General features: G+C 63.0%; 24 protein-coding genes. 8 read left to right on the top strand and 16 right to left on the bottom strand.

Going from position 1 to position 26,424, the window contains the following annotated elements; translation table 11 throughout:
- The 6 genes from ACQRCJ_RS07225 to ACQRCJ_RS07250 all read right to left on the bottom strand — a co-directional run bounded on the left by ACQRCJ_RS07225 (position 1) and on the right by ACQRCJ_RS07250 (position 7,056).
- Positions 1 to 1,008 (bottom strand): GNAT family N-acetyltransferase, encoded by a 1,008-nt coding sequence (locus ACQRCJ_RS07225; protein WP_321031852.1) that lies wholly within the window; start codon positions 1,006 to 1,008, stop codon positions 1 to 3.
- Between the two features lie 144 nt (positions 1,009 to 1,152).
- Entirely contained in the window at positions 1,153 to 3,102 is a 1,950-nt protein-coding gene (locus ACQRCJ_RS07230) for an ATP-binding cassette domain-containing protein (protein ID WP_427799569.1), read from the bottom strand.
- 7 nt (positions 3,103 to 3,109) lie between these two features.
- Entirely contained in the window at positions 3,110 to 4,300 is a 1,191-nt protein-coding gene (locus ACQRCJ_RS07235) for an ABC transporter permease (protein WP_168935267.1), read from the bottom strand.
- A 65-nt stretch (positions 4,301 to 4,365) separates the two neighbouring features.
- Entirely contained in the window at positions 4,366 to 5,526 is a 1,161-nt protein-coding gene (locus ACQRCJ_RS07240; RefSeq protein WP_168935268.1) for a glycosyltransferase family 2 protein, read from the bottom strand.
- A 7-nt stretch (positions 5,527 to 5,533) separates the two neighbouring features.
- Positions 5,534 to 5,977 carry a hypothetical protein gene (locus tag ACQRCJ_RS07245; RefSeq protein ID WP_204625726.1) on the bottom strand — a complete coding sequence of 148 codons (444 nt, stop codon included), beginning with the start codon at positions 5,975 to 5,977 and terminating at the stop codon, positions 5,534 to 5,536.
- The gene (locus ACQRCJ_RS07250) at positions 5,974 to 7,056 is read right to left on the bottom strand and encodes a glycosyltransferase family 4 protein (protein ID WP_297231183.1); all 1,083 of its coding nucleotides are present in this window, start codon (positions 7,054 to 7,056) and stop codon (positions 5,974 to 5,976) included. The genes ACQRCJ_RS07245 and ACQRCJ_RS07250 overlap by 4 nt, the downstream gene beginning before the upstream one ends.
- A gap of 83 nt (positions 7,057 to 7,139) precedes the next feature.
- Between ACQRCJ_RS07250 and ACQRCJ_RS07255 the strand changes: the two genes are divergently transcribed.
- Positions 7,140 to 8,135, top strand: a complete 996-nt coding sequence (locus ACQRCJ_RS07255) for a polysaccharide deacetylase family protein (protein ID WP_427799570.1) — start codon at positions 7,140 to 7,142, stop codon at positions 8,133 to 8,135.
- Between the two features lie 106 nt (positions 8,136 to 8,241).
- Entirely contained in the window at positions 8,242 to 9,144 is a 903-nt protein-coding gene (locus tag ACQRCJ_RS07260; RefSeq protein ID WP_427799571.1) for a DMT family transporter, read from the top strand.
- Between the two features lie 329 nt (positions 9,145 to 9,473).
- Here the strand turns inward: ACQRCJ_RS07260 and ACQRCJ_RS07265 are convergent, their stop codons facing one another.
- Both ACQRCJ_RS07265 and upp read right to left on the bottom strand, forming a co-directional pair.
- Positions 9,474 to 10,733, bottom strand: coding sequence for a uracil-xanthine permease family protein (locus ACQRCJ_RS07265; RefSeq protein ID WP_204674372.1), 1,260 nt, complete (start codon positions 10,731 to 10,733; stop codon positions 9,474 to 9,476).
- Positions 10,734 to 10,741: 8 nt separating this feature from the next.
- On the bottom strand, positions 10,742 to 11,368 hold the full coding sequence (gene upp, locus ACQRCJ_RS07270) for a uracil phosphoribosyltransferase (protein ID WP_168935273.1): 627 nt from the start codon (positions 11,366 to 11,368) through the stop codon (positions 10,742 to 10,744).
- Between the two features lie 167 nt (positions 11,369 to 11,535).
- Here upp and mnmH point away from each other — a divergent pair, with 167 nt between their 5' ends.
- The 4 genes from mnmH (at position 11,536) to ACQRCJ_RS07290 (ending at position 15,425) form a co-directional block, all read left to right on the top strand.
- The gene (gene mnmH / locus ACQRCJ_RS07275; protein ID WP_204674374.1) at positions 11,536 to 12,606 is read left to right on the top strand and encodes a tRNA 2-selenouridine(34) synthase MnmH; all 1,071 of its coding nucleotides are present in this window, start codon (positions 11,536 to 11,538) and stop codon (positions 12,604 to 12,606) included.
- Positions 12,607 to 12,629: 23 nt separating this feature from the next.
- Complete coding sequence (locus ACQRCJ_RS07280; RefSeq protein ID WP_168935275.1) at positions 12,630 to 13,745, top strand: alanine racemase; 1,116 nt, start codon at positions 12,630 to 12,632, stop codon at positions 13,743 to 13,745.
- A gap of 133 nt (positions 13,746 to 13,878) precedes the next feature.
- Positions 13,879 to 14,715: an EamA family transporter gene (locus ACQRCJ_RS07285; RefSeq protein WP_427799572.1), complete on the top strand. Its 837-nt coding sequence runs from the start codon at positions 13,879 to 13,881 to the stop codon at positions 14,713 to 14,715.
- Between the two features lie 134 nt (positions 14,716 to 14,849).
- Positions 14,850 to 15,425 carry a TetR/AcrR family transcriptional regulator gene (locus ACQRCJ_RS07290; RefSeq protein ID WP_168935277.1) on the top strand — a complete coding sequence of 192 codons (576 nt, stop codon included), beginning with the start codon at positions 14,850 to 14,852 and terminating at the stop codon, positions 15,423 to 15,425.
- Here the strand turns inward: ACQRCJ_RS07290 and ACQRCJ_RS07295 are convergent.
- From ACQRCJ_RS07295 to ACQRCJ_RS07315, 5 genes are all read right to left on the bottom strand, one after another.
- Positions 15,376 to 16,533 carry an ABC transporter permease gene (locus ACQRCJ_RS07295; protein ID WP_304014730.1) on the bottom strand — a complete coding sequence of 386 codons (1,158 nt, stop codon included), beginning with the start codon at positions 16,531 to 16,533 and terminating at the stop codon, positions 15,376 to 15,378. The genes ACQRCJ_RS07290 and ACQRCJ_RS07295 overlap by 50 nt on opposite strands.
- The gene (locus ACQRCJ_RS07300) at positions 16,530 to 17,666 is read right to left on the bottom strand and encodes an ABC transporter permease (RefSeq protein ID WP_427799573.1); all 1,137 of its coding nucleotides are present in this window, start codon (positions 17,664 to 17,666) and stop codon (positions 16,530 to 16,532) included. The genes ACQRCJ_RS07295 and ACQRCJ_RS07300 overlap by 4 nt, the downstream gene beginning before the upstream one ends.
- Positions 17,666 to 18,427, bottom strand: coding sequence for an HlyD family secretion protein (locus tag ACQRCJ_RS07305; RefSeq protein WP_427799574.1), 762 nt, complete (start codon positions 18,425 to 18,427; stop codon positions 17,666 to 17,668). Before ACQRCJ_RS07305 ends, ACQRCJ_RS07300 begins: the two co-directional genes overlap by 1 nt.
- Positions 18,428 to 18,686: 259 nt before the next feature.
- Positions 18,687 to 19,331, bottom strand: coding sequence for a TetR/AcrR family transcriptional regulator (locus ACQRCJ_RS07310; RefSeq protein ID WP_168935281.1), 645 nt, complete (start codon positions 19,329 to 19,331; stop codon positions 18,687 to 18,689).
- Positions 19,332 to 19,758: 427 nt separating this feature from the next.
- On the bottom strand, positions 19,759 to 20,760 hold the full coding sequence (locus tag ACQRCJ_RS07315) for a glucokinase (protein WP_168935282.1): 1,002 nt from the start codon (positions 20,758 to 20,760) through the stop codon (positions 19,759 to 19,761).
- Positions 20,761 to 21,009: 249 nt separating this feature from the next.
- Here ACQRCJ_RS07315 and ACQRCJ_RS07320 point away from each other — a divergent pair, with 249 nt between their 5' ends.
- Both ACQRCJ_RS07320 and panF read left to right on the top strand, forming a co-directional pair.
- Complete coding sequence (locus ACQRCJ_RS07320) at positions 21,010 to 21,333, top strand: YhdT family protein (RefSeq protein WP_168935283.1); 324 nt, start codon at positions 21,010 to 21,012, stop codon at positions 21,331 to 21,333.
- On the top strand, positions 21,330 to 22,784 hold the full coding sequence (gene panF, locus ACQRCJ_RS07325) for a sodium/pantothenate symporter (protein ID WP_303931969.1): 1,455 nt from the start codon (positions 21,330 to 21,332) through the stop codon (positions 22,782 to 22,784). Before ACQRCJ_RS07320 ends, panF begins: the two co-directional genes overlap by 4 nt.
- A 402-nt stretch (positions 22,785 to 23,186) precedes the next feature.
- Here the strand turns inward: panF and ACQRCJ_RS07330 are convergent, their stop codons facing one another.
- The 3 genes from ACQRCJ_RS07330 to ACQRCJ_RS07340 form a co-directional block, all read right to left on the bottom strand.
- The gene (locus ACQRCJ_RS07330; protein WP_168935285.1) at positions 23,187 to 24,473 is read right to left on the bottom strand and encodes a TRAP transporter large permease; all 1,287 of its coding nucleotides are present in this window, start codon (positions 24,471 to 24,473) and stop codon (positions 23,187 to 23,189) included.
- Positions 24,474 to 24,476: 3 nt separating this feature from the next.
- A complete protein-coding gene (locus ACQRCJ_RS07335) occupies positions 24,477 to 25,058 on the bottom strand; it encodes a TRAP transporter small permease (protein ID WP_168935286.1) in 582 nt (193 codons plus the stop codon).
- Between the two features lie 111 nt (positions 25,059 to 25,169).
- Complete coding sequence (locus tag ACQRCJ_RS07340) at positions 25,170 to 26,171, bottom strand: TRAP transporter substrate-binding protein (RefSeq protein ID WP_168935287.1); 1,002 nt, start codon at positions 26,169 to 26,171, stop codon at positions 25,170 to 25,172.
- Positions 26,172 to 26,424 lie beyond the last annotated feature (253 nt).

Here is a 26,424-nt window from a genome sequence, read left to right on the forward strand (position 1 = left end):
CTAACGCGGCTGCAAAAACCACGTCTGCGAAGTCGGATGCGCTTCCGTCCAGTGCAACTTGTAGGCCATGGGCTCCCCGGAGGCCGTGCCCATATCGTAGCGGACAGCCCCTTCCTCGCACAGCCAGCGTATCTGCTCCACCTGCAAAAGGTTGCCGATGGAAAGATCCTTCCAGGCGGCATCATAGCTGAATTGCTGCCCGCGGTAACATGGCCCCAGCATCCCGCCGAAAATGAAACCGATGTCCTGGCCTTCATGCCGGGCGAACATGACGCGCGCCGTGCCCTGCGCGGCAAGACGGCGGATCATGTCGGCATAGAATTCCCGGGCCGGGGATTCCGTCATGCCGCAATGCCCCACGCCCTTCCAGCTGCGCTGCTCCACGGCCAGCATCCGGGCATAGACGGCATCGGCCCCGGCCGTATCGGTGGGACAGGAGCGTTCGAACGTGACGCCCCTGTCGGCGGCCCTGCGGAAAGATTTGCGCCACTTGCTGCGCAGATTGGCGGAACGGCGGCTCAAAAAGCCGTCCAGTCCGCCTTCCAGCGAGGCCCCGGCCTGGATGCACTCCCCGGCCAGATAAATGGTGAACAGGGACTCACAGCAGGCATACAGCTCCCGGGCCCTCCTGCTCCCCGGCACTATCCCTCCCAGAAGCAGCGCCGGAAGATGCCCGTAACCATGTGACATGACGGCCAGCGCCTCAGCCAGCAGCCCGATCGCATCCGGCCCCAGCAGGGGACAGCCGAAGAGCCAATGGGCCTCCAGCGATGTTAGGAGCGGCTGCCCTGAAGACAGGAAGGCTTCCGCCAAAACAAGGACACTGTCCTCCGTGTGTTGCGCCAGGACACGACGCCCCGGCGCGAAAGCCCTGTGCGCGGACAACTGCCAGACAGGAGCACAACAAAAAGGATCCGGCTGTGCGGCCAGATCGACGCTCTGCTCCCAGATGCGGCACAGCTCAGGCCGCCAGGGAAACTCTTCTTCCGTGATATATTCCAGTTCCATGCCGTTCTCTGCGGCTCCGGGCAAGGTCGACCTTGGGCTCCCGGAGCAATGCTGCCGCCCTGTCGTCCTGGCAGCAGGATATGGCAAAACGGCCGATCCGTAACAGGACCGGCCGTTTCCATGTCAAAAGGAAAAAGCACGCTCTCAGCGGTGGCAGGCCGCCTTGAACAGCGAGGTCAGCCGTGCTTCCGTGGCCTCTTCGTCCAGCACTTCCCGGATACGCTTCCAGGCTTCCGCCCCCAGATGGCGGCGCTTTTCCGCACTGGCGGACAGATCCAGCAAGGTCTGGGACAGGGCCGTGACGTCATTCTGCGGTACGACGATACCGTTGCGGCCGTTCTGGACAACCTCCAGCTGGCCGGGAAGATCGCTCACCACCACGGCCACACCAAAGGCCATGGCTTCGGTCAGGGCCGACGGCAACCCGTCCATATCGCCGCCCCGGGTCATATGACCGGGAGCGATGAAGATGTCCGCACGGCGGTACAGATCGGTCATGGCCTCGTGCGGCAGCTGACCGGGGAAGGAGACGAGCTTGCGCAGGCCAAGACGCCAGGCAAGCAACCGTAAACGCAGACGCCAGGGGCCCGTGCCCACCAAAGTCAGCCGGAAGTCGACTCCGGCCTTCTGCAGGGCCAGGCAGGCCTGCAGCAGGGTATCGTAGCCCTTGCGGCTGGTCATGGTCCCCACGGCCAGCAGCTGCAAGGGCTCCGGCACATTGGACGGCGGCATGGAGACGTCTTCGTCCGGCGGGGTCAGGGTCAGGGCATCACGCAGGAGCACGATGCGCCGCGGATCCACGGAGGGCAGCAGCTCGCAGACAGCCTTGCGCGTTGCCTCCGTATCGCAGCGCACGAAGGCAGACTGTTCGGCCTTCACCAGCCAGTCCTTGGCCGGTGAGGCAAGGTCCGCCGTACGCACGGCAAAGGCAAAGGGGATCTGCAGCATGCGGGCCGCCACCCAGGCCACGGAGGCCGGAGCATGGGCGCCCGAGGCGTACACGAACTCGATCTTTTCTTCCAGGCACCAGCGGGCCAGCAGCGCCCCGCACCCCATGAGCCAGAGATTGTGGAAAAAGCTCCCCTTCCCGGAGGGGATGGACTTCCACAGTTCCCAGGCAGTGGCGGAGGTGCCGCGCAAGTGCGAGAACAGCATGCGCATGACGGAGAAGAAGCGCCACGAGCTGATGTGCCGCACCGGCAGCGGCAGGGCATAGCCCTGCGAATCGCTGTTGAGGAAGCTGGCCCCCTCGATGGCGTAGATGCGGGAAAGCAGACCGGCCGCATGCATGCGGTGGGCCTCTTCCATCAGGCAGCGGCCCGAAGCTTCAGGGAATTTTTCCGCCACCAGGGCCCCACGAAGGATGGGCGTGGGGGCCGCCAGCAGGTTCTGCTGCTGATCCGGGCTGACAGGCACGGGCTCGTGCTTTTTGCAGACCAAGATGCCGTCTTCCAGCGTGTAGACGCTGTCGCAGAACTCGGCCATCTTGGGGTCGTGGGTCACCATGATCATGGCGACCCCGCCCTTGTGGCAAAGGGTGCGGAAGTTGTCCATGACCACACGGCTGGTACGGGCATCAAGGGCCCCGGTGGGTTCGTCCGCCAGCAGGATGCGGGGATTGTTCACCATGGCGCGGGCAATGGCCACACGCTGCTGCTCACCACCGGAAAGGCGGTTGCTGCGGTAATGGACGCGGGCGGAGAGCCGCACCAGCTCCAAGGCACGGATGACACGCTCCCAGCGTTCCGCGGGGGGCACGTTTTCATAGATGAGGGGGAATTCCACATTCTCGAACACGGTGGAGTGGTCGAACATATTGCTCGACTGCATGACGAAGCCCATGTTGCCCCGCCGGAAAGCAGCGGTCTGCTCCCGGTTGAATTCCAGGACATTGGTCCCCAGGATCTCCAGCGTGCCGGAATCGGGCGCATGCAGCATGCCCAGCACGTGCAGCATGGTCGACTTGCCGCACCCGGACGGGCCCATGATGGCCACGAGTTCCCCCGCTTCCACCTCGATGTTGACGCCACGCAAAACAGGCGAGAAGCCCGCGTAGCACTTGTACAGATCTTTGGCAATGATAACCGGCGCCATAGTTCACCTACTCGAAACGCAAGGCGGAAACGACATCCATGCGACTGGCCTGAATGGCAGGATACAGGCCGCCGGCCACCCCAATGATGGCGGAGAAAAGAATACTGCCGGCACTGCTGGCCGCGAGCAGCGGATACGAGATGGAGGTGCCCAGAGACCAGGCCCCTATCTCGACACTGAGGGTACCCACCAGGATGCCCAGCAGGCCACCGGCCACGGACTTGCACAGGGCCTCGGCCAGGAACTGGGCCAGGATATCCTTGTCCGAACCGCCCATGGCCTTTTTCAGGCCCACTTCGCGCGTGCGGGCACGCACAGCCGCAAAGGTCCCGTACCAGATGCCGAAGCCGCCCAGCATAAGGGAGGCCACGATACCCAGCCAGAGCAGGGCCTCGACCCACATAAAGGTCGTCTTGATGCGGTCGAGCTGGTCATCCTGCGTGGCGATGACCAGATACGGCGCGTCCTGGTTGGCCCGGACCACAGAGGGGATCTGGCGCACCACCGGGGCCACGTCTTCCCAGCCGATGGCACGGACGAACAGGCGGGTGATCTTGCCGGAGCCCCAGTTTCTGTCCTCCATGACCGTGGTCGGCAAAAAGCCGCCTTGGTTCCACTCACCCAGCATGACGCCGGTCACCACGCCCACGACCTCGACGACGTCCTTGCCCAGGAAAAGCAGCTTGCCCACAGCCTGGGCGGGGTCTCCGTACAGATTCGTGGCGGCCTCACGGCCCAGCATACAGATGCGCCGATGGCCGCGCACGTCTTCCTCGGACATCATCCGGCCAGCCACGAGCTCCAGGGAGTAGGTCGTGGCAAAATACTGGTCCACACCGATGAAATGGACCCCCAGCGTCCGTTCCCCGCTGGCACGCAAACTGAACGTTATCCCCTGACGCACATTTTCACTGATCATGCCCACACCGGGGATCTTGCGCAGCGCTTCCACCGTGCGGGGAGAGAAATCGCGTCGTGGCTGGCCGGGGTATTGCGCATCATCCATGTAGACACGGATGATGTTCACCCCGCCCATGAGCACCATGTCCTGACCCACTTTGTAGCGGATCTCCTGTCCCAGTACGGACAGGGCGATAAAGGCCATGATGCCCAGAGCGATGGACAGTATCACGCCAAAACCACGCTGGCGGACGACCTGTCGCAAGCTCACGCGAAAAAGGTCCGACATTGCAATCATGCTGTCACCATAAGGACTTGCATCCTGATTGTAGATAGCTAAGAGGTACCGGCGGCAGAAATGCCCTACTTCTGGCGGCGCATCCTGATGACGCGGCCCTGACGGCCGACCTCATACCAGATGCCCTGCCACAGGACGCCTTCCGCGAGGATGGTACCCAGATAAACCCAGACGAACATGCAGGCGCTGGCGCAAAAAGCGACCATCCAGCGCCAGACAGGAAAAACGGCTTCCTGAAAATGGGCCCAGCCGCGCAGCACCAGCGCCAGGGCCGCGGCATAGACCAGCACGCCCACAAGCCAGCCGAAGGAAAGCTTGCCCAGCAGCACGCCCAGCACGGCCAACACGGCCCAAAGCACGGGCAGCAGCATAAGGCAGGCCAGCACGCCCAACAGGACCCACTGGTAGGGAATACAGAACTTGAGGAACAGGATCTGACGATCCATCCAATGATGCCAGACCCCCAAGTCATGCTCCCGGGCCTCGGTCATCAAAACGGCGTCACCGCTCAGACGGATGCGGGCCCCCAGATGGATGAGCCGGTCAGCCAGGGAACAGTCGTCCACCACATTGGACATCCAGAACTCGCGCACGCCGTAACGGCGGAACGCCGACAAACGGAAGCACATGGCGCCGCCCCACAGCTGGGTGAAGCTCGAGATGCCCTGCAGATAGCGCATCAGCTGGACACACAGGGCATAGGCCATGGTGACGATGCCCGTATCCCGCGCCACGACCTTGTGATAGCCGGTGCTGAAATCCTCGCCGTCCACCACAGGGGCCACCAGACGGCGGATGAAATCACGGGGAGCGATGTGCGTGCTGTCGCAAAAGGCCAGCAGCTCGACCTCGTCCTCCACGGCTTCCACGCCCTTGAGGCTGTTATGGTTCTTCTGGCCACAGCCCTTGGCGAAACCGGCCACCACATGCCGCAGCTGCGGATAGCGGGCCTGCAGCTCTCGCGCGATACCGGCTGCCGGTTCGTCAGCGGTGGCCGTGACGATCACGGGGTACAGGGCGGGGTAATCCTGCTTGAGCAGGCTCTCCAGGGCCTCCCGCATACGCGGGTGGTTCCCCCCGGCAGGCACGATCAGACCGGTACGGGGCCAGTGCGTCCGCTGGGGAGCGGGCTTGCGTTCTTCGCGGTCAAGCCTGCTGCCCACCCGGGACAGGAAAAAAAGCAGGGCACACTGCAACAGCGCCAGAACAAAGAAGGTAGTCCCCATAACGACCTCAATCCTGTTGATGCGTTGATGTTTCAGGCAGGGGCGCACAGTCGTCCGTCAGCGGGACATCCCGGAAACGCTTGGCCACTGTCGTGAAGCGCATGCCGTTCCCCAGACGGATCTTGACCTCGACATCATCGCCGGGCAGGAAGCGCCCGGTGATCTTGTGCCCTGAACCATGGGTGGCAGAAAACGTGTTGTTCTGCACGGAACCATAAACATGATAGACATCGACCTGGCCGTTGGAGGAACGGAGCAGGACGACACCGCGTAATTTGCCGTCGGCGGCAAAACACATGCCCATACGGAAACTGGCTGTCAGGACATCGCCTGTCCAGAGTTCCGTCACTTCATAGGTCCCGGTATTTCCCGCAGGTGCGGCGGCAAAGCTCCAGAGCGGGGCTGCGCACAGGCAGCAGCACAGGCAAAGACAGGCCCAAAAACGCTTCATGCCCGCTCCCGTGCCGCTAGGCGCATAAAGATGCCTTCATGCGCCGCCACCATGGCGTCAAACGAAAAACTCCGTTCCACCCGCTGCCGTCCGGCCCTGCCGAACCTGTCGCCCTGCGCGGGATCCGCCAGCAGCGCGGCACAGTTGTCGGCAAAGGCGGCACTGTCCCCCACCGGCGAGAGCAGACCGTTCTCCCCCCGAGTCACGAGCCGGGGGATGCCGCCGGTCTCCGTGGCGCATACGGGCAGACCGGCTGCCATGGCTTCCAGGATTACATTGGGCTGGCCCTCGCGCACGGAAGTCAGCGCAAAGATGCGGGCGGCCGCGTAATGGGCGCGCACATCCGGGGAGCCGGGGCAGAATTCCACGCCCCCGTCCGGCAGATGCTCCGCGACCCAGGCCTTGAGCTCCTTTTCCCGCGGGCCGTCGCCCACAAGACGCAGGCGGACGCCGGGATGCCGTTCACGCAGAAGAGCGAAGCCTTTCAGCAGGGTCAGATGATCTTTGTCTTCGGCCAGACGCGCCACACAGAGGATGAGCGGCGGACGCTCCGAAGGCGCGGGCTGCGCAGGCGCGAAACGCTCCGTGTCCACCCCGTTGGGCACATAGGTCAGCCGTGCGGCCGGGACGCCCAGGCCGGAAAGGACATCAGCGAGCGCCTCGGAATTACAGACCATGTGGTCCGTCAGACGCCAGAGAAAACGCTCATGCTGCCTGCGCGGCGCTCCACCGCCACGCACCGTGCCCACGATGGGGATACCCAGCAGCCGCCCCCAGAGACGGCCCCAGATGTTGGGCAGAGCCGTGCAGGGGACGAGGACATCAGGTGCCAGGCGTTTGAGGGCCGCCGGCATGAGCGCAAAGAAGAAGGGATTCACCTTGCGGCTGCGCCCCAGATATTCCACGCGGATACCGGCCTGTTCGACCTGTGCATCAAGGTCGGTCCTGCCCGTAAGGACCAGCATGGAGACATGGAAGCGCGTCCTGTCCAGGCGGCAGGCCAGCTCGACCATCTGGCGCTGGGTACCGCCAAAACAGAGATCTTCCATGACGAAGAGCACATGTATTTTATCAGACATGGGTGCATCCTCATGTATTCCGGGCAAATTTGCAAGTCCGTAGCCGCATTGCCTTGCGCGCGCCTTGGGCGTATCGTCTTTTTATGAGTACCCCCCATCCCCATACATCCGACAGCCCCCTGCGGGTGGTCGTCAGTCTCGATGTCGAAGAAGAAGGCCTGTTTTCCGGCCATTATGCCACCAGCGGTTGTGGCGTTTCCAACGTTTCCCTCCTGCCCAGGCTCGCGCCGCTGAGCAGGGATCTGGGCTTTCCGCTGACGCTGTTCTGTGCCCATACGGTCTTTGCCGATGCCGGGGCCTGCCATGTGCTGGAGCAGATGCGCGATCATTACGGCGCGGAGATCGGGGCCCATCTCCACCACTGGAGCACGCCGCCGGCCTCTCCGCTGGATCCCCCCCACGAAGGCCAGCCCACACGCACGGACAAACTGCCGCGCGACCTGCTGCGCCAGCGTCTGGCCACGCTGCTGGATGCCGGGCGGGAATTCCAGGGCGCTCCCCTGACCAGCTTCCGCATGGGCCGCTGGGACCTCAAGGACTGCGTGCGTCCCCTGCTTTCCGAGGCAGGCATCAAGGTGGACAGCTCCGTCTGCCCCTTGCGCCATTTCCCGGGCGGGCCGGACCACTTTCTTGCCCCGGCGGATCCCTACTGGGTGGAAGGCTGGCAGGGAGCTCCCCTGCTGGAGGCACCCATCACGCAGATCCCCCTGCATCCCGCGCTTGCCCAGCTCTGGTACCGGGCCTGCCCTGCCGCCTCACGGGACAAGTTCCATTTCTGGGGCGTCCTCAGCCCCAATCCGTTCTGGCATGCGCCCCGGATCATGCGCTGGGCCGCACGGTTGCACCGCCGGCGGGGCGGACAGGTGCTGAGCCTGTTCTGGCACTCTTCCGAGATGCTGCCCGGCGGTTCCCCGCATGTGCCTGACCAGAAGGCCGCGGACGCCGTTCTGGAACGCATCCATGCCTTCCTGTCCTGGCTTCGGGAGACCTTCCCGGTCCAGGGCTGCACCGCCAGCCAGCTGACAGAACTGCCTGCGGGCACCTTCCCTGCCCGCCCGGCAGGCCAGGGCGACTGGTAAAACGCGAACCGAACGGGACAGGCTCCTAGCCTGTCCCGTTTTTCCAGACGCTGTGGACCGACACAGCGTTTTTTTCATGGCTCCATCTGACCGAGGAATGACACTCATGGCCGCGTCCCTGCCTTCTCCCGTCTCCCCTTCCGCCCGCCGTCACGGCCTGATCCTGATCCTGCTGACCGTCTTTGCCTGGTCGGTCATCGGCCTGATCTCCAAAAACTGTCTGGCCGCCGGTGTCAGCCCGCTCGAAACGGCCTTCTGGCGTGCCGCCATCGGCGCCGCCTGTTTCATCACCCACGCGACACTGAGCAGGCAGATCCGCATCCCGCTACGCCACGCGGCCCTGTTCACCGTTTTCGGCTTCTGGGCCGTGGGCGTCTTCTACGCGGCCACGTTGTACGCCATCAAGCTCAGCGGCGCGGCCATGGCCGTGGTGCTGCTCTATACGGCACCGGTCTGGGTCGCCATGTTCTCCCGCTTTCTGTTCCATGAACCCATCACCACCCGCCAGTGCGGCATCATCGCTCTGGCCCTGGCCGGTACGGGCATGGTCTGCTTCTCCGGCGGCAGCCTGCCCGGGCAGACATCGTGGACAGGCATCGCCTGCGGCCTGCTCATCAGCGTGTGCTACGCCTCCCACTACCCCTTCTGCCGCTGGTGGCAGGACCGCTATGCCCCGGCCACCCTCTATGCCTTCATGCAGCTGGGCGGCGCGGCGGTCATCTTCTGCCTCACGCCTGTCAGCCTCGACCACAGCCTCTCCACCTGGGGCTGGCTGCTGATCCTGGGCGGCTTCACCGGCTATTTCGCCTTCTTTTGCTACGCCCAGGCCCTCAAGCGCCTGGGGCTGGTCCGTACGGCCGTGCTCTGCTACCTGGAGCCCATCCTCAGCACCATCTGGGTCTGGCTGTTCTGGGATGAGTTTTTCAGTCCGCTGGGCTGGGCCGGGAGCGCCCTGGTGCTGGCCGCCGTCTTCTGGCTGAACATGGACAAGAGCCGGGCTGCCTCCTAGGGGCCAGTGGCCTGCAGCAGGAGGCGCGCATCCCCCGGCTGGACTGCTGGCAGACTTGCCTCCCGCTGCAAGATGCAGGGCCGGGTCTGCATCTGCCTGCCCGGCGAGCCGAACCTCCGCGCCAGGCAGCTGCCCAAATGGGCAGGGGGTTCGTCATCTCACTGCCAGACAAAACGTGCCCGTGCAGCAAAGAGCATCCTTCAAACGTGCCTGAAAGGTGGTTCAAGCCACGCACGGCTGAACGAACTGCGATCAGCTGAACACATACAAAAAATGCGCAGGATGGCATGACACCATCCTGCGCGTCGTTTTTCTTTTTCAGGGCTTTTTTATCCCTGCGGATCATCCTGCGGCAAAAGCAGGTTGAGGACCACACCGGTGATGGCCGCCAGACCGATACCGGCCAGCTTGAAACCGCCGATGCTGACCTGCATCCCGCCCACGCCAAAAATGATGATCAGGGCCACGATGACCATGTTGCGGGGCCGCAGCAGATCCTGCCCGGCACGCACCAGCGTGTTCAGGCCCACCACCATGATGGCCCCGAACAGCAGGATCATGATCCCGCCCATGACAGGCGCGGGGATGCAGCTGAGGAACGCCCCCACCTTGGCGACCATGGAGAGCAGGATGGCGCACAGGGCGGCCCAGGTCATGACCGCGGGATTGAAGGCCCGGGTCAGGGTCACGGCGCCGGTCACCTCGGAATAGGTGGTGTTGGGCGGCCCGCCCAGCAGACAGGCGGCCATGGTGGCCACCCCGTCCCCCAGCATGGTGTTCTTCACACCGGGATCACGCAGATAATCCTTGCCCGTGACGGAACTGATGGCGATGATGTCGCCAAAGTGTTCGATGGCCGGTGCCAGGGTCACCGGGATGATGAAGAGCAGCGGCTCCCATGCGAATTCCGGCAGGCTGAAGGCCGGCAGGGCCAGCCAGGGGCTTTTGCTCACGGCCTCCCAGCTGGTCACGCCCATGATCTCCGCCATCACCAGACCAGCGGCGATGCCGCAGAGGATGGGCACCAGACGCAGCATGCCGCGCCCCAGCAGGGAGACGGCCACGGTCACGGCCAGCGAGACCATGGAGATGCTCATGGCCGTTGTCTGGGGCATGGCCGGGCCGCTCTGTCCCAGGGCCATCTTGACGGCCGTAGGCGCCAGCACGAGACCGATGACCATGATCACCGGGCCGGTCACGATGGGCGGCAGCAGACGCAGGATGAGCCCCATGCCGCGCCAGCGGATGACCAGGCTGATGAGCACATAGAGCAGGCCGGAAAAGACCAGGGCCCCCATGGTGCGGGGCATGCCCCAGGTCTCCACGCCATAGATGATGGGCGCGATGAAGGCAAAGGAAGATGCGAGGAAGATGGGCACCTTGCCCCGCGTGATGAGCTGGAACAGCAGCGTGCCCACACCGGCGGTGAACAGGGCAACATTGCTGTTGAGTCCTGTCAGCAAGGGGACAAGCACCAGCGCGCCGAAAGCCACGAAAAGCATCTGCGCACCCAGCAGGCAGTCACGCAGACGCAGCCTGTAACGGCAGGGATCGAACTCCCCGCCTCCGGTGTTGAGCTGTTCCGCCATGCGGTCTCCTACTTGGTGCCGAAGATGCGGTCACCGGCATCGCCCAGGCCGGGGATGATATAGCCGTTCTCGTTCAGGTGCGAGTCCACCGAAGCGGTGTAGATCTCCACATCAGGATGCTTTTCCTGGACTTTGGCGATGCCTTCGGGCGCGCAGACCAGGTTGAGGCTGCAGATGTGCTTGCAGCCGCGTTTCTTGAGGATGTCGATGGTGGCGATGAGCGAACCGCCCGTGGCCAGCATGGGGTCCAGGATGATGGCCAGGCGGCTTTCGATATTGCGGGCCAGCTTGGCATAATATTCCACGGGCTCCAGCGTTTCCTCATTGCGGTACAGGCCCACCACGCTGATCTTGGCGCCGGGGATCATGTCCAGCACACCGTCCATGAGGCCCAGACCGGCGCGCAGGATGGGGACGATGGTCACCATCTTGCCGGAAATGGCCTCCACTTCCACGGGCCCTGCCCAGCCTTGCACCGTATGCTTCTCGGTAGTGAAGCCCTTGGTGGCCTCGTAGATGAGCAAACGGGCAATCTCATTGGAAACACTGCGGAATTCACTGGTGGACGTACTGTCCTTGCGCAGGATGCCGAGCTTGTGACGCACCAGGGGATGATCCACTACATGGACTGCCATATCCAACTCCTTGCTGTAAATGAAAAAAGTTCGGGGCAATCCACGCTATGCTGCGCCCTGTACGCTGTCAAGGTCTCGTGCGATATCTGCGGGAAGGGACACGGTTTACAGCGTCCCGGCTTTGGCGTACCCATAACAGACTTTTTTTACTTTTTTAGAGGATCGTCATGCCCCCAGTTCAGGACGTTGCCGCATTTCTGGCCATGCGGGACCAGGGCCTCCCGCTGCTGGATGTCCGCTCTCCCGGCGAGTTCGCTTTTGCCCATATCCCCGGTGCCCTCAACCTGCCCCTGTTCACCGACGAAGAACGCGCCAAGGTCGGGACAGCCCACGCCCGCAGCGGGCGCGAAGGCGCCGTCCATCTGGCCCTGGAGCTGGTGGGCGGTCATCTGGCCGCCCTGCTGGCCCGCGCCCGCCATCTGTGCGGCAGCAAGCGCGAGGTCCTGCTCCACTGCTGGCGGGGCGGCATGCGCAGCGACAGCATGCGCTGGCTGCTGGAAACGGGCGGCTTCACCGTGCACAGGCTGGAAGGCGGCTACAAAAGCTACCGGACCTTCGTGCGCAGCGAGCTGGCGCGCCCCCGGCCCATCCTCGTGCTGGGCGGCTACACGGGCTGCGGCAAGACAGACATTTTGCTGGAACTGCAGCGCCTCGGTTCGCAGGTCATCGATCTGGAAGGCCTGGCCCACCACAAGGGCTCTGCCTTCGGCGCTCTGGGCCAGGCCGAAGACCAGCCCGGCAACGAATGGTTCGAGAACCAGCTCTATGAAGCATGGCGGCGCTGCGATCCTGCCCGGCCTGTCTGGCTCGAGGACGAAAGCCGCCACATCGGCCATGTGACCATGTGTGAGGAATTTTTTGCCCAGCTGGGCCGCAGTCCGCTGGTCCGCGTTTTCCTGCCGGATGAGGAACGCGTCGCCCATCTTGTCCGCGATTACGGCGGCCAGGACATGCGGGAAGGCCTGCTGGCAGCCCTGGAGCGTCTGCAGCGCCGTCTGGGCAGTGAGCTGACCCAGCGCTGCAGGCTGTGGATAGATGAAGGGAATTATGCCGATGCCGCCCGCGCGGTGCTCCATTATTATGACCGCTGTTACGCGCATCAGATAGAAAACCGCCAGGCCCCCGTCATCAAGGAGCTGACCTGTACCACCGACGATCCGGCCCTGGCCGCCCGCCTGCTCCATCAATGGGAACAGGACCTGCCGCCGGAAACGTTCACCGCCACCACACCTCTGTAACGGTTCCCGACAAGGAGGAACAGATGACCACACTTGCTGCGCTGACCACGCCCTGTCTGCTGCTGGAAGACGAAAAGCTCCAAGCCAATATGGACCGGCTGGCCCGCCGCCTGCATGAGCGCGGCGTCTCCCTGCGGCCCCATCTCAAGACCTGCAAGAATATCGAGATCGCCCGCCGCTGCATGGAAAGCCCCTCCGGCCCGGCCACGGTCTCCACACTGGCGGAAGCCGAATATTTCGCCGCAGGCGGTGTGCATGACATCTGTTACGCCGTCGGCATCGCTCCCAACAAACTGGAGCGCGTGGCCGAACTACGCCGGCGCGGCATCGACCTGAGCGTGGTGCTGGACAATGAGGAAAGCGCCCGGCTGCTGGTGGACTTTGCCCGGCAGCGGGACTGCCGTCTGGCCGTGCTGCTGGAGATAGACTGCGACGGACACCGGGCCGGACTGCGCCCCGACGATCCCCGCCTGACGGCCATCGCCGCCCTGCTGCGGGACGGCGGCCAGGAGGTCCGCGGCGTCTTGACCCATGCGGGCTCTGCCTACGACCTGCCCACCACGGAAGCCATCGCCGCTCTGGCCGTGCAGGAATGCGCCGCGGCCAATACGGCGGCCCGGCTGCTGCGGGAAGCCGGCTTCCCCTGCCCTGTGGTCAGCGTCGGTTCCACGCCCACGGCCTTTTTCGGTGAGGATTTTTCCGGCATCACGGAAGTCCGGGCCGGTGTCTATGTCTTCCAGGATCTTGTCATGGCCGGTCTGGGCGTCTGCCGCCCCGAAGACCTGGCCCTTTCCGTGCTGACCACGGTCATCGGCCGCCAGAGCGACGGCAGCGCCCTGATCATCGACGCGGGCTGGATGGCCCTTTCCCGTGATACGGGCCTGCCCTGGAAGCGGGAAGAGTTCGGCTACGGGCTCGTCTGCGACGAAGCCGGGAACCTGATCCCCGGCCTGCGCGTCACGGAGACCAATCAGGAGCACGGCATCGTCAGCGGGCCTTCCTGCCCTGCCCTGCCTGCGGGCAGCCGGCTGCGCATCCTGCCCATCCACGCCTGCGCCACCGCCGCCTGCTTCGACAGTTATACCGTCCTGCGTGAAGGACGGATCAGCGGCCGCCTTGAACGATGCCGGGGCTGGTAAACAGCCGCATCTTTTGGCCGCACGAAACACAATTTGCCTTTCGTGCAGCCAAAAATCCAATGCTTTTCCCTGCTTGCCTTCTGTGCGACTTCGTGTAATCTACTCGTCACATCATTGACGCGAGGTCGTAACAATGGACGGACATGTCCTGCTTCTTGTGCTGGCTGCAGCCCTGCTGCATGCCACCTGGAACAGCATCGTCAAAGGCGGCTCCAACAAACTCTTCGAATCTTCCATGAACGCCCTGGGCGGCGGGCTGGGGGCCCTGCTCATCCTGCCCTTCCTGCCCGCACCGGCGCCGGAATCCTGGGATCTGCTGGCTCTTTCCTGTTGTTTCCACCTGACATACTACATCTGCATCTCGCAGGCCTATGACAAGGTGGATCTCTCCATGGGCTATACCATCATGCGCGGCTGTGCCCCCATGATCACGGCCCTGGCCCTGCTGCTGCTCGGCAATCACATCAGTCTCACCGGCTGGGGCGGCGTCCTCCTGCTCTGCCTCGGCATCCTGACCCTGACCCTGGAGCACGTCCACAAGGGCGCCCGCGCCGCGGATATCCTCATCTGTCTGCGCACCTCCCTGGTCATCGCGGGCTATACGCTGGCCGATGGCTACGGCGCCCGTGCCAGCGGCAACGGCGTCAGCTACACCTGCTGGATCTTCTTCCTCAATATCTTCCCCATCCATGCCTATGTGCTCTGGCGGCACGGCGGCACCTACATCAGCTATCTGCGGAAGCGCGCGGCCACGGGCCTGTTCGGCGGCCTGTGCGGTCTGGGCTCCTACGGCATCGCCCTCTGGGCCATGACCCTGGCCCCCATCGCCCTGGTGGCGGCCCTGCGCGAGACCTCCGTGATCTTCGGCATGCTGCTGGCCGTCATCTTCCTGCATGAACGGCTTTCCCGCTCGCGCATCATGGCCATCCTCATCGTCATGGGCGGGGCCATGCTGATACAGCTCGGCTGATTTTTCCCGATCTTTTCATCCGTTGTGCCGGGCAGGCCGCTTCGGCGGCCTGCCTTCCCGTCCTGCCGGAGCCCGCACCCTTTGCCGCGATGCAACAACGGTCGCCTTTTTCCTGCCCAGCCCCAAGGATAGCCATGCCCCGCCCTTCCAGAAAAATCGCCATCATGCAGGCCGCTGCCAGGCTCTTTGCGGCCAAAGGCTACAACGCCGTCTCGGTACGCGATATCGCAGCCGAGATGGAACTGACGCCGGCTTCGCTCTATTACTACTTTCCTGACAAGGAGACCCTGTACCGGCAGACCCTGGTCATGGTGTTCACCGGCGTGCAAAGCGCGTTCAAGGCCCCGCAGGGGACCACCGGCATCGAAAAAATGGAATGCCTCATCAGGAACGTCGTCACCTACTGCTGCGGCAATCCCATCTTCACCCGCCTTCTGCTCCGCGAGCTCAACGAAGGGCTGGAAGAGCGTCTCCACTTCCTCGCTGACAGCGTTTTTGCCACCCTTCACGAGAACTTCATCAAGATACTTGCCCAGTACGGGATACGGGATACGGAACGGATCATGGAATCCATCGAAAGTTCCCTCATCGGCTACCTGCAGCTCAGCCGGGTATCGCACAGCCTCCGGCATTATGCCGGCCACCCTCTGACGGCCGCCGTCATCGCGGAACGGATATGCGCCCAGATCCGCCGGGAACTTCAGCCCTGAGCAGACGCTGTGCCTTCCAGGCCGCTAGGACCACGGCATTGAGCAGGATCAGCTGGCCCCAGAATGGCAGGACATCGACCAGCGTCGCTCCGCGGAAGGCCATCAGCATATAGCCGGAAATGGCAGGTGTGGCAGGCACGAACTGGGCCAGACAGGCAAAAGGCAGGGGCATGGCCTGCAACGGCCAGATGGTGCCGCTCAGGAAGAGGAAGGGGATGGACGTAGGGAGCATGAGCAGCAGGACCGTATGCTCCTTGCTGAAATATTCCCCCAGCATGCTGCCCAGAAAATGGCATACGCTGAAAAAGGGCAGCAGAAAGAACAGCAGTACGGCAAAATCCCGGACAGGCAGCAGGTCGTCCACCTGCTGCAGCACAAACAGATAATAGAAGGCAAAGATCAGGCCAAGACACAGGGCCAGCAGCACTCTGCCCGCTGCAGCGGCCATGCCGTCGGGGGCCTGGGGAAAGCTCTCCTTCCGGGTCACGGCCAGCATGGCGCAGCCGATGATCATGATCTGCTGCAAGATCAGCACGAACACGGGCGGGACCGTATTGCTGGCATAATTGCCCGCGGGATTGTACAGCAGCCGGGCATCGATGCGTCCCCGCACCTGCAGGGCCAGCGCCGCGCTTTCCGGTACGCCCTGTTTGCGCAGGCGCTCCACGCGGGCCCCTGCTCCCAGGTTTTCCGTGGCCAGCCGCCCTCCCTGTACCAGCATGCCGTAGGACAGCAGATGAGCCGCCTCACTGTAGAACGGCACCACGGTCTCCTGCCCGCGCAACAGTCCCCGCTCAAAATCCCGCGGTACCACGATGCCGCCCACCATGTCACCCGACCGCAGATCGGCAAAGGCCTGCCCCAGATCGGCATAGCGATGCAGGCGTATCCCTTCCGTGGCATCCAGACTGCGCAACAGCTGGCGGCTGCTGGTGCTGCCATCCTGATCCACGGCAAAAAACGGCAGATCCTGCGGGACCTCATAAAAATACGGGCTGGGATACAGCAGCGAATAGAACAGGATGCCCACGATGAAGATGGAACGGGCACCACGGGAGGCCGCCAATACGGCGCATTCCGCACAAAAGCTCTCCAGTATTTTCTTCATCGGGCGATCTCCTCTTCCTGACGGCGCGAACGCAGGCCATGGAACAGGCTCCCCAGTCCGCCGTACACGCAGGCCAGCAGGCATAGGGCCCCCAGGATGGGCCAGTGCTGGCCCAGGGCATCGCCCATCTGGATCACGCTGCCTTCCAGCCGCAGCAGCTGGGTGGACGGCAGCAGCCCCGACCAGAAACGGGCAAAAGGCGGCATGGCCAGCTGCGGGAAGGTGATCCCGGCAAAGGCAAAGGCCGGGGATGCCAGTCCCGAGACCATCATCAGGGCCAGAAGAATCTCGTCGCACAGGCCCGCGATAAAGACCGCCAGAGCCGCGCAGGCCAGCGAGAACAGCAGATAGATCGCGCAGACCGTCAGGATGGGGGCCTGCACGGGGAAGTAGCCGCGCGCAGCCAGCAGGCCTGTCTGGAGGCAGCCCAGCATCCCCACAAGCAGGGCCGCCGGACAGACACTGCCCCAGACCCGCGCCATGGAAGGCCGTTCCGGACGCAGACGGTGCAGGACGCAGACGCTGTACAGCAGGGAGGTCAGTTGCAGCAGGATGGGCAGGAAGGAATGGACGAGGAAGATCTTGTAATTGGCCGCGGGATTGCCCAGTGAACGCAGATCCAACCCTATCCCCGCTGTCTGCCAGTCCGCCTGTACCGGAGGGACCCCGGATCGGCGCAGCGTATCGGTAAAGGCCAGCTTCCAGCCGGCAGTGCCAAGATCCACCAGATCCCGCCGCAGGACGCTGCCCACCGGCATATGTTGCCCATCGATATAGGCTATGGCCTGCACAGGACGCCGGCGGAGCAGATCCCGCTCAAAATGGCGTGGTATCACCAGCACGGCGAAGACTTCACCACGGTGGATGGCGTCCCTGCCCTCGTCCGGTGAGGCGAGCAGCGCCGCAACACGCGCACTGGGCAGGGCATCCACCCGGCGGATCAGCTCGCGGGACGTACTGCTGCCATCAAGGTCGCAGACGGCTACGGGCAAGCGGCGGAGCAGGCCATCCGCAAACAGCCCGTCAAGGATGACCATGCCGGACAGGGGCGCCATGAGCAGCAGCCAGATGAAGAGCCTGTCCCGTGGCCAGGAGCGGACTTGCGCCAGGGCGGCGGCCCAGAATGAGCCCATCAGTGTCCATCCTCCATGACGGGATCGAAAGGCCAGGCAAAAATGACGCTCATGCCCGGCCGCAGACCGGGGACGGACTTCACGGGGCGTCCCCGGACTTCAAAGGTCTTCAGGTCGAAAGAATCCGAATTGTTGGTGGCGCGCCAGGTGGCGTAATTGCCCAGCGGCGCCATGTAATCGACCCGAAAGACCACCTTTTTGCCGGACAGCGCGGGGATCTGCCCCACCAGCAGCCTGCCCATGCGGACATCCTGCAGCTGGTTCTCGCGGACCTGGATCACCATCCACAGATCATCCAGTTCGATGAGCGTCACCAAAGGATAGCCCGGCGCCACCAGTTCCCCCACGTCCACAAGGACCTTGCTGATCTCCCCATCCACGGGCGAGCGCAGCTCCACGTCCCGCGCCATGCTCTCCACTTCCTGCAGGCGCGCTTCCAGTGCCTGGGTGGCAGCCCTGGCCGCCGCGATGTCCTCCTGCCGCGAACCGGTGACGGCTTCTTCCAGCGCGGCCTTCATGGCGCGCTCGCGGGCCCGGGCCTGGGTCAGGGCATTGACCGCTTCATCATAGCGCTGGGTGGAGACGGCCTGCTGCGCATGCAGGACACGGCAGCGGGCGTGGGTCTTTTCCGCCAGGGCCAGCGCCGCCACAGCTTCCTGATGCTGCTGGTGCAGGCGGCGGATCTCTTCTTCGCGCGTCCCGTTGAGCGCTTTTTCCAGCTGGGCCCGCGCCCGTTCCAGCTCCTGACGGGTCTGCAGCACACGGGCCTCCATCTCCGTCCCGTCCAGGCGCAACAGCAGATCGCCCTGCCCACGGGCGCCCCGTCCCGCCCCGGTGTCGCGGCCACCCGGGCCGAGAATTTGGCCGCGACATCTATCCGCGTCCCGTCCATCTCTCCCTGGATGAAGGTGTTTTCCCGGTCGACATCCAGCAGGCCGGACAAAGCCATGACCGCGATCCCCGCAGCCACCAGCCCCAGTACTGCCGGCAACAAGAAACGACGCATCATCTTTTCCTCCTTCAGCGGGCCAGTATCCCCCGGAAGAGCATCCCGGCCAGTTCCCGGGCATCCGCCTCCGCATCACGCGCAGGAGAGATCGCAGAGAACATGGGATAATCACGCAGGATGCTGAACGCCATATCCACCAGCAGGAAGGCTTTCAGGGCGCTGTCTTCTCCTGCAGGACCGGCCTTTGCCAGGATGCGGCCGATGACGTCCAGCAGGGGCAGGAACAGGGCCGAATGCAGATCGCGTGTTTTTTCGTCGCCCACATGCAGCGAACGCCGCAGCAGCAGGAACCAGGACTGGTGGTGCTGCTTGCGTATGAACGTGGTCAGGATCGCCGTGATCTCCGTCTGCAACATGCCGCACAGGGCTGCGGCATCCGTCTCCGCAGCCAGGGCCTCCTCCAGACGGCGTGTCATGGGGCGCACGATGCTGCCCAGATTCTCGAAAATGACGGTACGGGCCGCATCGTACAGGCCCTCCTTGCCGCCGAAATGGAAAGAGATGAGCCCCTGATTGCAGCCGGCCAGCCCGGCAATATCGCGAGTGCTCGTCCCCTCGAAGCCGCGTTCCCCAAACAGGACCAGGGCCGCTTCCAGCAAGGCCATCCGGGTAGCCTCTCCCTTGCTGCGTCTTTTATCCTCCAGCATATCGTCCATGCTCTTCCTCCTGCCCTGGACCGTAGCGCTCCCTATAATTTTAGTCAATCAATCGATTAAAAAAGAAGGGGAGCCTTTGTCTTTTTTCTCCGATACGGCAAAGTTATCCAGGGAATACTGCCCATAAACCGGACTTCCCATATCTATTAACATTCGAACAATCGTTAAATAAAAAATACTCCTCTGGTGAGATGGCAGGAAAGGCTCCTCTCCCCCCTTCCGTTCTGCACCAGGCCGGAGGCCTCCCCGCAACCTCCTAATCCCTCCTCTATCCGGCAGGCACGCCTGCCGGATTCTCTTGTCTACGGGCTTCATTTCCTGACGGCCCTGCCTGACATGAAAAACGCAGGTCCTAGGACCTGCGTCATCTTTTTTCTCCGGCTTTCCCCAGCGGAAGACACCGGTGCGTCTGTTTTTGCAGAGCTGGCTATCTCCCTGTCGGCACCCCGGCCAGATTCGCCCCCAGCCAGGCCGCGCCCCACAGTCCACTGTACGCATCCGTGTAACGGCGGACAGGGATACGCTCCAGCACCCCCAGCTCCGGAGCCAGAGAAAAACCTTCCGCAAAAGCCGGATGCTCTGTGACCGCAGGATTGCGCAACACCATGCCCCCGGTGAGGAAAAGGCCGCTGTAACACAGCGTGGCCAGCCCCCAGTGCGCACATGTCCGCCCCAGGAAACGGGCATACCAGCGCAGGGTCGGATGATCCCCCACCAGACCTTCGGCCGCCGCAGCGGCAGGCGTCAGATCCCGGCCCGTCAGAAAGTGGTGCAGCACGGCCAGACCGCGCCCCGTGACCACATCATCAGGACGCAGCAATGACCGTCCCAGCCGTTCACGGGCAAAGACCGCGAAGTCCTCTTCTTCCCGCCCCAGAAAGGCAAAGGCCTGATGCCCGGACTCTGACGGCAGGGGCGACCAGCGCAACCGCCCGCCGTCCGTCTGCGGGACCAGCCAGCCGGACCCCAGTCCCGTACCGCCCCCCAGCACGGCCACAGGCGCAGGCACCTCCCCGGGAGAACGATGCGACGGACAAGGGATGTCAGCCGGTCCCAGCAGATGCAGGGACCGCTCCCCCACCCGGGTCAGGCAGGCGCAGGCCTCACAGACGAAATCATTGACCACACGGGCCCGGCGCAGACCGAACTGCGGCATGACGGCATTCAGATCTATCCGCAAGGGAGCATTGCTCAGACGAGCGCGCAGGCCATCCTGCACAGGCCCGGCAACGCCCATGACCAGCGCTGCCACCCGTGACAGCGGGGTGTGCAGACAGCTTTCCCACTGCTGCAGGACCGCATCACTGTCCTGCAGGCCGGCTGTCGGACACGTTTCCACAGCCTCCAGATCCAGCCCCCGGGGCGTGGCGGCAAAACGGGCAAAACGGCAGTGGGTCCCCCCCAGATCGATGGCGGCAAGCATGTGCATGGTCTTCATTCTCCGTACGACGTGTTCCCGCCAGCCTACGCAGGACGGCCCTGCAGGTCAAAAGGGCAGACACAGACGGCAGGAGCTGGCCCTGTATTGGCCCAGGACGGCACAGCAAATGCCGTTTGTTTCTATCTCTATCCCGGCGGGATACTTTTCCTTCATGGCTGCCTGCTCGACTACGGACGCACACTCTGTCATACTGGCGGGAGCAGTGGCCGTCCCGTCCCTTTCAGCCCCGGAGTACCCATGGCCCGCAAAAACGACTCGCGTTTCCTTCAGGCGAACCGGGAAGCCCTGTTCGCCCTGGCCGCCTACGCCCTGTATTTCCTCTGGTGGTATCTGACAGCCTACGGACTGGGGAGCGATTCCCCGGACAACTACAGCTATACGCTGGGCATGCCGGACTGGTTCTTCTACAGCTGTGTGCTGGGTTACCCTGTAGCCTGTCTGCTCGTCTGGGGACTGGTGCGCTTTTTCTTCAAGGACATGCCCCTTGACGATGACGATGCGTCACAGGCATCGGAAGCGCCCTCCTCCGAAAACCATCCCGGCCGGGAGGAACGTCCATGACGGCTGCTTCCTCCACGCTGCTCCCCATCGTCCTTTATCTGGCGCTTTCCTTTGTGGTGGCCCTGTGGGCCGGAAAACTTTCCCGCAAACATGAGAACGCGTCGGGCTTCCTTGAGGAATACTTTCTGGGCAGCCGTTCCATGGGCGGCTTTGTGCTGGCCATGACCGTGGTGGCCAGCTACACCAGTGCCAGCAGTTTCATCGGCGGGCCTGGGATGGCCTATACCGTGGGTCTGAGCTGGGTCCTGCTGGCCATGATCCAGATGCCCACCGTCTTCCTGACCATCGGGGTCTTGGGCAAACGCTTCGCCATGGAAGCCCGGGCCATGAATGCCGTGACCATCACCGACTACCTGCGCGTCCGCTATGGCAGTGACGCCGTGGCCATCCTTTGCTCTCTGGCCCTGCTGGTCTTTTTCGTGGCTGCCATGACAGCCCAGTTCATCGGCGGTGCCCGCCTGTTCCAGGCCATCACCGGCTACCCTTATGAAGTCGGACTGGCGCTCTTCGGCATCACGGTCATCGCCTATACTGCGCTGGGCGGGTTCCGTGCCGTTGTCCTTACCGATGCCATGCAGGGCATCGTCATGACTGTGGCTTCCGTCGTGGTACTGCTGGCGGTGGTCCAGGCCGGCGGCGGCATGGAGGCCTGTATGCTGCGCCTCAAGGCCATCGATCCCGGCCTCATCACGCCCACAGGGCCCAAGGATGCCGTGCCCCAGCCCATGATCCTCTCTTTCTGGGTACTGGTGGGCCTGGGCGTACTGGGACTGCCCCAGACGAGCCAGCGCTGCATGGGCTACAAGGACTCACGGGCCATGCACAGCGCCATGATCATGGGCACGGTCATCATCGGCTTCCTCCTGTTGAGCGTCCATCTGGCCGGGGCACTGGGCCGGGCCGTCATCCCCGGCCTTGCCGTAGGCGACATGGCCATGCCCAGCCTGATACTGGAGCTGCTGCCGCCGTTCTGGGCCGGGGTCTTCATCGCCGGGCCTCTGGCGGCCATCATGTCCACGGTGGACTCCATGCTGCTCCTGGCCTCAGCGGCCATTATCAAGGATCTGTATGTACAGTACGTCCTGAAGGGCGACAGCAGCCGCATGCCGTTGCAGCGCATCAAGCGCTTCAGCCTGGGCTGTACGGCCGCCATCGGCGCCGTTGTCTTTATGGCAGCCCTGGAGCCGCCGGACCTGCTGGTCTGGATCAACCTGTTTGCCTTTGGTGGTCTGGAAGCCACCTTCCTCTGGCCCCTGCTGCTGGGCCTGTACTGGCGCAAGGCCAATGCGGCCGGCGCCCTGAGCTCCATTCTGGTGGGGGTGGCCTGCTTTTTTGCTCTGAGCGTCCTCAAGCCCTCCATGTACGGCATCCATGCCATCGTGCCCTCTACTCTCGCGGCCCTGCTGGCTTTCCTGCTGGGGAACAGGCTGGGGACATCGCGCTCTGCCTGAATCATCCGCTGACAACGAACCTGAAAACGCAAAAGCATCTCCTGTGGGGATGCTTTTTTTATGGTGTACGCTCATCTTTGCCACCGCCATCCGCAACAGGGTACTGAGGGAAGGTCCCCTGACGGCAGCCTAGACAAGAGGGCACCTTCTCCTCTTCCAGCTCCATCATGCCTGCAAGACCGCGGGCAGCGCCTGACCGGCGACGAAGGCGCGACGCCGTTATGCCTGTACCTGTCCTTCCTCTGCCCGGGGCTCGTCCCTCCCAGCAGGAAGTCCCCAGCGGATCCATCCCGGATACAGACCTCTCCCCTCCCTTAGGCACCGCAGTCTCCCTCTTCTCATCACGGGGCATAAAAAAAGGGCCCCCGAAGGGGCCCTGCATGGCAAAGATGCGGATCGAACCTAGCCGCCCATAAGCCAGTTGAGCGGCGTAAGGGAGAGCGAGGGGAAGAAGAGGAGCAGGAAGAGCATGATGATCTCCGTCACCAGGAACGGCAACATGCCCTGCACCAGCTTGGTGATCTTGATGTTGCCCACACCGCAGACCACGTAAAGCACCGTACCCACGGGCGGGGTGATGACGCCGACGCCCAGGTTCAGGATGAACAGCAGGCCGAAGAAGTACGGGTCGATACCGGCCTGGGTGATCAGGGGATAGAACACCGGGGCAAAGATCAGGATGTTGGGGGTCAGGTCCATGACCATGCCCACCAGGAACAGGAAGATGTTGATGGCCAGCAGCAGGAGCACGGGGCTGTCGATGAGCGGCCGGAACAGATCGGTCACCTGGTTGGGGATCTGGGCGATGGTGATGAACCAGCCCACGGCCGTGGCCGTAGCCACGATGAGCATGACCACAGCAGTGGTCCGTGCCGCACGGGCGCTGACGCGCAGCAGACCGCGGAAGCTCAGTTCCCGGTAGTACCCCATACAGACGATGATGGCGTAGATGGCCGCAAAGGCGCCGCCTTCCGTGGGCGTGAACACGCCAAAGCGGATGCCGCCCAGCAGCAGCACGGGCATCATGAAGGCCGGGGTGGCGTCACGGATGATCTTCCACTTTTCTTCACGCGTGAAGGTGATGGTCTCGTTATAACCATCGATGCGCACGATGAAGAACCAGACCACCATCAGGGCCAGGCCGATGAAGATGCCCGGGAACAGGCCGATCATGAACAGCTTGGTGATGGACAGGCCGCTGATGGTCGCACCCAGCAGGATGAAGTTGGTGCTGGGCGGGATGATGGGGCCAAGGATGGCGCCCGAGGCGATGACGCCGCCCGCACGGCCGGGCTTGTAGCCCACTTCGGCCATCATGGGCAGCAGCAGGCCGCCCAGGGCCGCGGCTTCACCCACGGAGCTGCCCATCAGACCGGCAAAGATCACGCTGGAGATGATGGCGGCATAACCAAGACCGCCGCGCACGCGACCGATCATGAGCTGGGCCAGCTGCACCACTCGTTTGGACAGGCCGCCCTCGGCCATGATCTCGCCGGCAAAGACGAAGAAGGGGATGGCCATGAGGGGATAGTTGTTGGCCCCGTCCAGCATGGTGGAGGGAATGATCATGCTGTCCCACATGCCGGAATGCCACATGAGCACGATGGAGCACAGCACCAGCACCATGGAGATGGGAATGCCTACGAACAGGAACGCAAAGAGGCTGCCAAGGAAAAGAAAAAGCTCCATCCCCTACAACTCCTTGCTGATTTCCTGCTCGATCTTTTCCTCTTCCGTCGCCTTGACGAAGCTGCTGGCGGGACGGCGCACGAGGGCGATCAGATCCCGCAGGCAGATAAGGATGGCCGTGAAGGCCATGATGGGCAGCGTGCTGTTGATGAAGGCCATGTTGACATTGGTGGCGACCGAGTTGGTGTCGATGGTCTGCAGCACATAGGTGATGCCGCCGTCAAGCAGCAGCCCCAGGGCGCCCATGGTCAGCAGAATGGCCAGGATCTCTATGCATTTGCGGGACATGCCCGAGAACATGTCCACAAACATGTCCACCGCGATATGCTTTTTCCAGTAGAACGCCTCAATGGCACCGAAAAAGGTGATGTAGATGAAAAGAAAGCGCGCCCATTCCTCGCTGGGGGGATAACTTCCGCCAAATACATAGCGCAAAAAGGCATTATAGAAGACCAGACCGATCATCCCCAGAAAGATGACCGCACAGAAAATTTCAAAAAGCAGTTCGCCAGACAAACCGTGCCTGTTTTCGGCAGCCGGCTGCCCGGGAGCCGTCGCGGGCGTCGTTTTGGTTTCGCTGCTCATCGTATCCCCCTGCGTATCGGAAGAAAAACCGCTGTTGCGGTGTCTGCATGCGTGGTTCAGGGTCGAAAAAGGGGGACGCCGCCCCATGCGGCATCCCCCGGTGTTCAGATGTTACTTCGCGTCGCGGTAGCTGGCGGCGCTTTCCAGAATTTCCTTGGCATTGGGAACGGTGTCATAGAACAGCTTCCAGCTGCGCTTGCCCGCTTCCACCATGTAGTCGTGGAATTCCTTGGAAGGCGTGTTCACAGAACCCTTGGCGGCCTTGATGGTCTCGATGGCCTTGGCGTCGCCTTCTTCCACCATCTGCCAGATGTCGTCAGCAGCACGCTTGGCGGCTTCGTTGAACCAGGCCTTGTCCTGTTCCGGCAGGCTCTGGTAGAACTTTTCGTTGATGTACAGGGAGTGGATCACCAGGATGTGACCGGTCAGGGTGATCTGGGGGGTGATCTCGTACATCTTCAGAGCCACGATATCGGACAGGGGGCTGTCGCCGCCGTCGATGACGCCCTGGTCAAGAGCGCTGGGCACTTCGGCGAAGGGCATGGGCTGGCCGCTGATGCCGCATTCCTTGGCAAAGTTGGTGTACAGAGGGATGTTGGGCACGCGCATGCGCAGGCCCTTCACGTCATTGACGCTGTTCAGGGGCTTCTTGGTGTAGAAGTGACGGAAGCCCAGAGGGAAAGCGTTCAGGGTACGCAGACCGGACTTTTCGGTGAAGCCTTCATTGATCAGCTTGAAGGTCTCGCCTTCCATGGCGCGGCGGGCGTGGTCATAGCTGTCGTACAGCATGGGGGTTTCCAGCATGGCCATGGCAGGATGCAGGGCCGAAGTCTGGGTACCCGTGGCACACATCTGGATGATGCCCTTACGGGTGCTGGCGATGTAGGCATCTTCCTTGCCCAGGGTACTGTTGGGGAAGACCTGCACCTCGTATTTGCCGCCAGACAGTTCCTTCAGATACTGGCCGAACTTGTGCATGCCGATGGTTTCAGGTTCGCCTTCGGGCTTCATACCGGCGATCTTGATGACGACGGTCTTGGCAGCCATGGCAGGCGCAGCCAGCGCACCCATGACAAAGGCGCAGGCCAAAAGCAGTGCAACGATACGTTTCATCATCCACCTCTGCTGATTTGGGATTGAGATAAGGAGCACCTTTTCCGCACCCTGACGGCCTTTTGCCCGTCAGGCCACCTGTTTCACAAAGCAAACCATCCGGCCGGGCCGGATGCCCTATCCGGGGACCGATCCCGACAGGATGCCGGGAAAACAGGCGTATATACTTGTTTTTGTCATAAGCCTTAGACAGGCTCCGCGTCAATCAATTTTCGTTTTTTGATAATAGAAGTTCGAAAACGAAACCTTTTCA

It is taken from the genome of Desulfovibrio sp. SGI.102 (assembly GCF_050314315.1).
GTDB lineage: Bacteria > Desulfobacterota > Desulfovibrionia > Desulfovibrionales > Desulfovibrionaceae > Desulfovibrio.

Bases quoted from the DNA above. Each gene is read 5' to 3' on its own strand.
- ACQRCJ_RS07245 (WP_204625726.1), bottom strand. From the start codon at position 5,977: ATGAAGCGTTTTTGGGCCTGTCTTTGCCTGTGCTGCTGCCTGTGCGCA.
- upp (WP_168935273.1), bottom strand. From the start codon at position 11,368: ATGGCAGTCCATGTAGTGGATCATCCCCTGGTGCGTCACAAGCTCGGC.
- ACQRCJ_RS07250 (WP_297231183.1), bottom strand. From the start codon at position 7,056: ATGTCTGATAAAATACATGTGCTCTTCGTCATGGAAGATCTCTGTTTT.
- ACQRCJ_RS07310 (WP_168935281.1), bottom strand. From the start codon at position 19,331: ATGGACGATATGCTGGAGGATAAAAGACGCAGCAAGGGAGAGGCTACC.
- ACQRCJ_RS07235 (WP_168935267.1), bottom strand. From the start codon at position 4,300: ATGATTGCAATGTCGGACCTTTTTCGCGTGAGCTTGCGACAGGTCGTC.
- ACQRCJ_RS07330 (WP_168935285.1), bottom strand. From the start codon at position 24,473: ATGGAGCTTTTTCTTTTCCTTGGCAGCCTCTTTGCGTTCCTGTTCGTA.
- ACQRCJ_RS07265 (WP_204674372.1), bottom strand. From the start codon at position 10,733: ATGGCGGAACAGCTCAACACCGGAGGCGGGGAGTTCGATCCCTGCCGT.
- ACQRCJ_RS07320 (WP_168935283.1), top strand. From the start codon at position 21,010: ATGGCCCGCAAAAACGACTCGCGTTTCCTTCAGGCGAACCGGGAAGCC.
- ACQRCJ_RS07290 (WP_168935277.1), top strand. From the start codon at position 14,850: ATGCCCCGCCCTTCCAGAAAAATCGCCATCATGCAGGCCGCTGCCAGG.
- ACQRCJ_RS07260 (WP_427799571.1), top strand. From the start codon at position 8,242: ATGGCCGCGTCCCTGCCTTCTCCCGTCTCCCCTTCCGCCCGCCGTCAC.
- panF (WP_303931969.1), top strand. From the start codon at position 21,330: ATGACGGCTGCTTCCTCCACGCTGCTCCCCATCGTCCTTTATCTGGCG.
- ACQRCJ_RS07280 (WP_168935275.1), top strand. From the start codon at position 12,630: ATGACCACACTTGCTGCGCTGACCACGCCCTGTCTGCTGCTGGAAGAC.
- ACQRCJ_RS07335 (WP_168935286.1), bottom strand. From the start codon at position 25,058: ATGAGCAGCGAAACCAAAACGACGCCCGCGACGGCTCCCGGGCAGCCG.
- ACQRCJ_RS07285 (WP_427799572.1), top strand. From the start codon at position 13,879: ATGGACGGACATGTCCTGCTTCTTGTGCTGGCTGCAGCCCTGCTGCAT.
- ACQRCJ_RS07295 (WP_304014730.1), bottom strand. From the start codon at position 16,533: ATGAAGAAAATACTGGAGAGCTTTTGTGCGGAATGCGCCGTATTGGCG.
- ACQRCJ_RS07315 (WP_168935282.1), bottom strand. From the start codon at position 20,760: ATGCACATGCTTGCCGCCATCGATCTGGGGGGGACCCACTGCCGTTTT.
- mnmH (WP_204674374.1), top strand. From the start codon at position 11,536: ATGCCCCCAGTTCAGGACGTTGCCGCATTTCTGGCCATGCGGGACCAG.
- ACQRCJ_RS07240 (WP_168935268.1), bottom strand. From the start codon at position 5,526: ATGGGGACTACCTTCTTTGTTCTGGCGCTGTTGCAGTGTGCCCTGCTT.
- ACQRCJ_RS07225 (WP_321031852.1), bottom strand. From the start codon at position 1,008: ATGGAACTGGAATATATCACGGAAGAAGAGTTTCCCTGGCGGCCTGAG.
- ACQRCJ_RS07340 (WP_168935287.1), bottom strand. From the start codon at position 26,171: ATGAAACGTATCGTTGCACTGCTTTTGGCCTGCGCCTTTGTCATGGGT.
- ACQRCJ_RS07230 (WP_427799569.1), bottom strand. From the start codon at position 3,102: ATGGCGCCGGTTATCATTGCCAAAGATCTGTACAAGTGCTACGCGGGC.
- ACQRCJ_RS07255 (WP_427799570.1), top strand. From the start codon at position 7,140: ATGAGTACCCCCCATCCCCATACATCCGACAGCCCCCTGCGGGTGGTC.
- ACQRCJ_RS07300 (WP_427799573.1), bottom strand. From the start codon at position 17,666: ATGGGCTCATTCTGGGCCGCCGCCCTGGCGCAAGTCCGCTCCTGGCCA.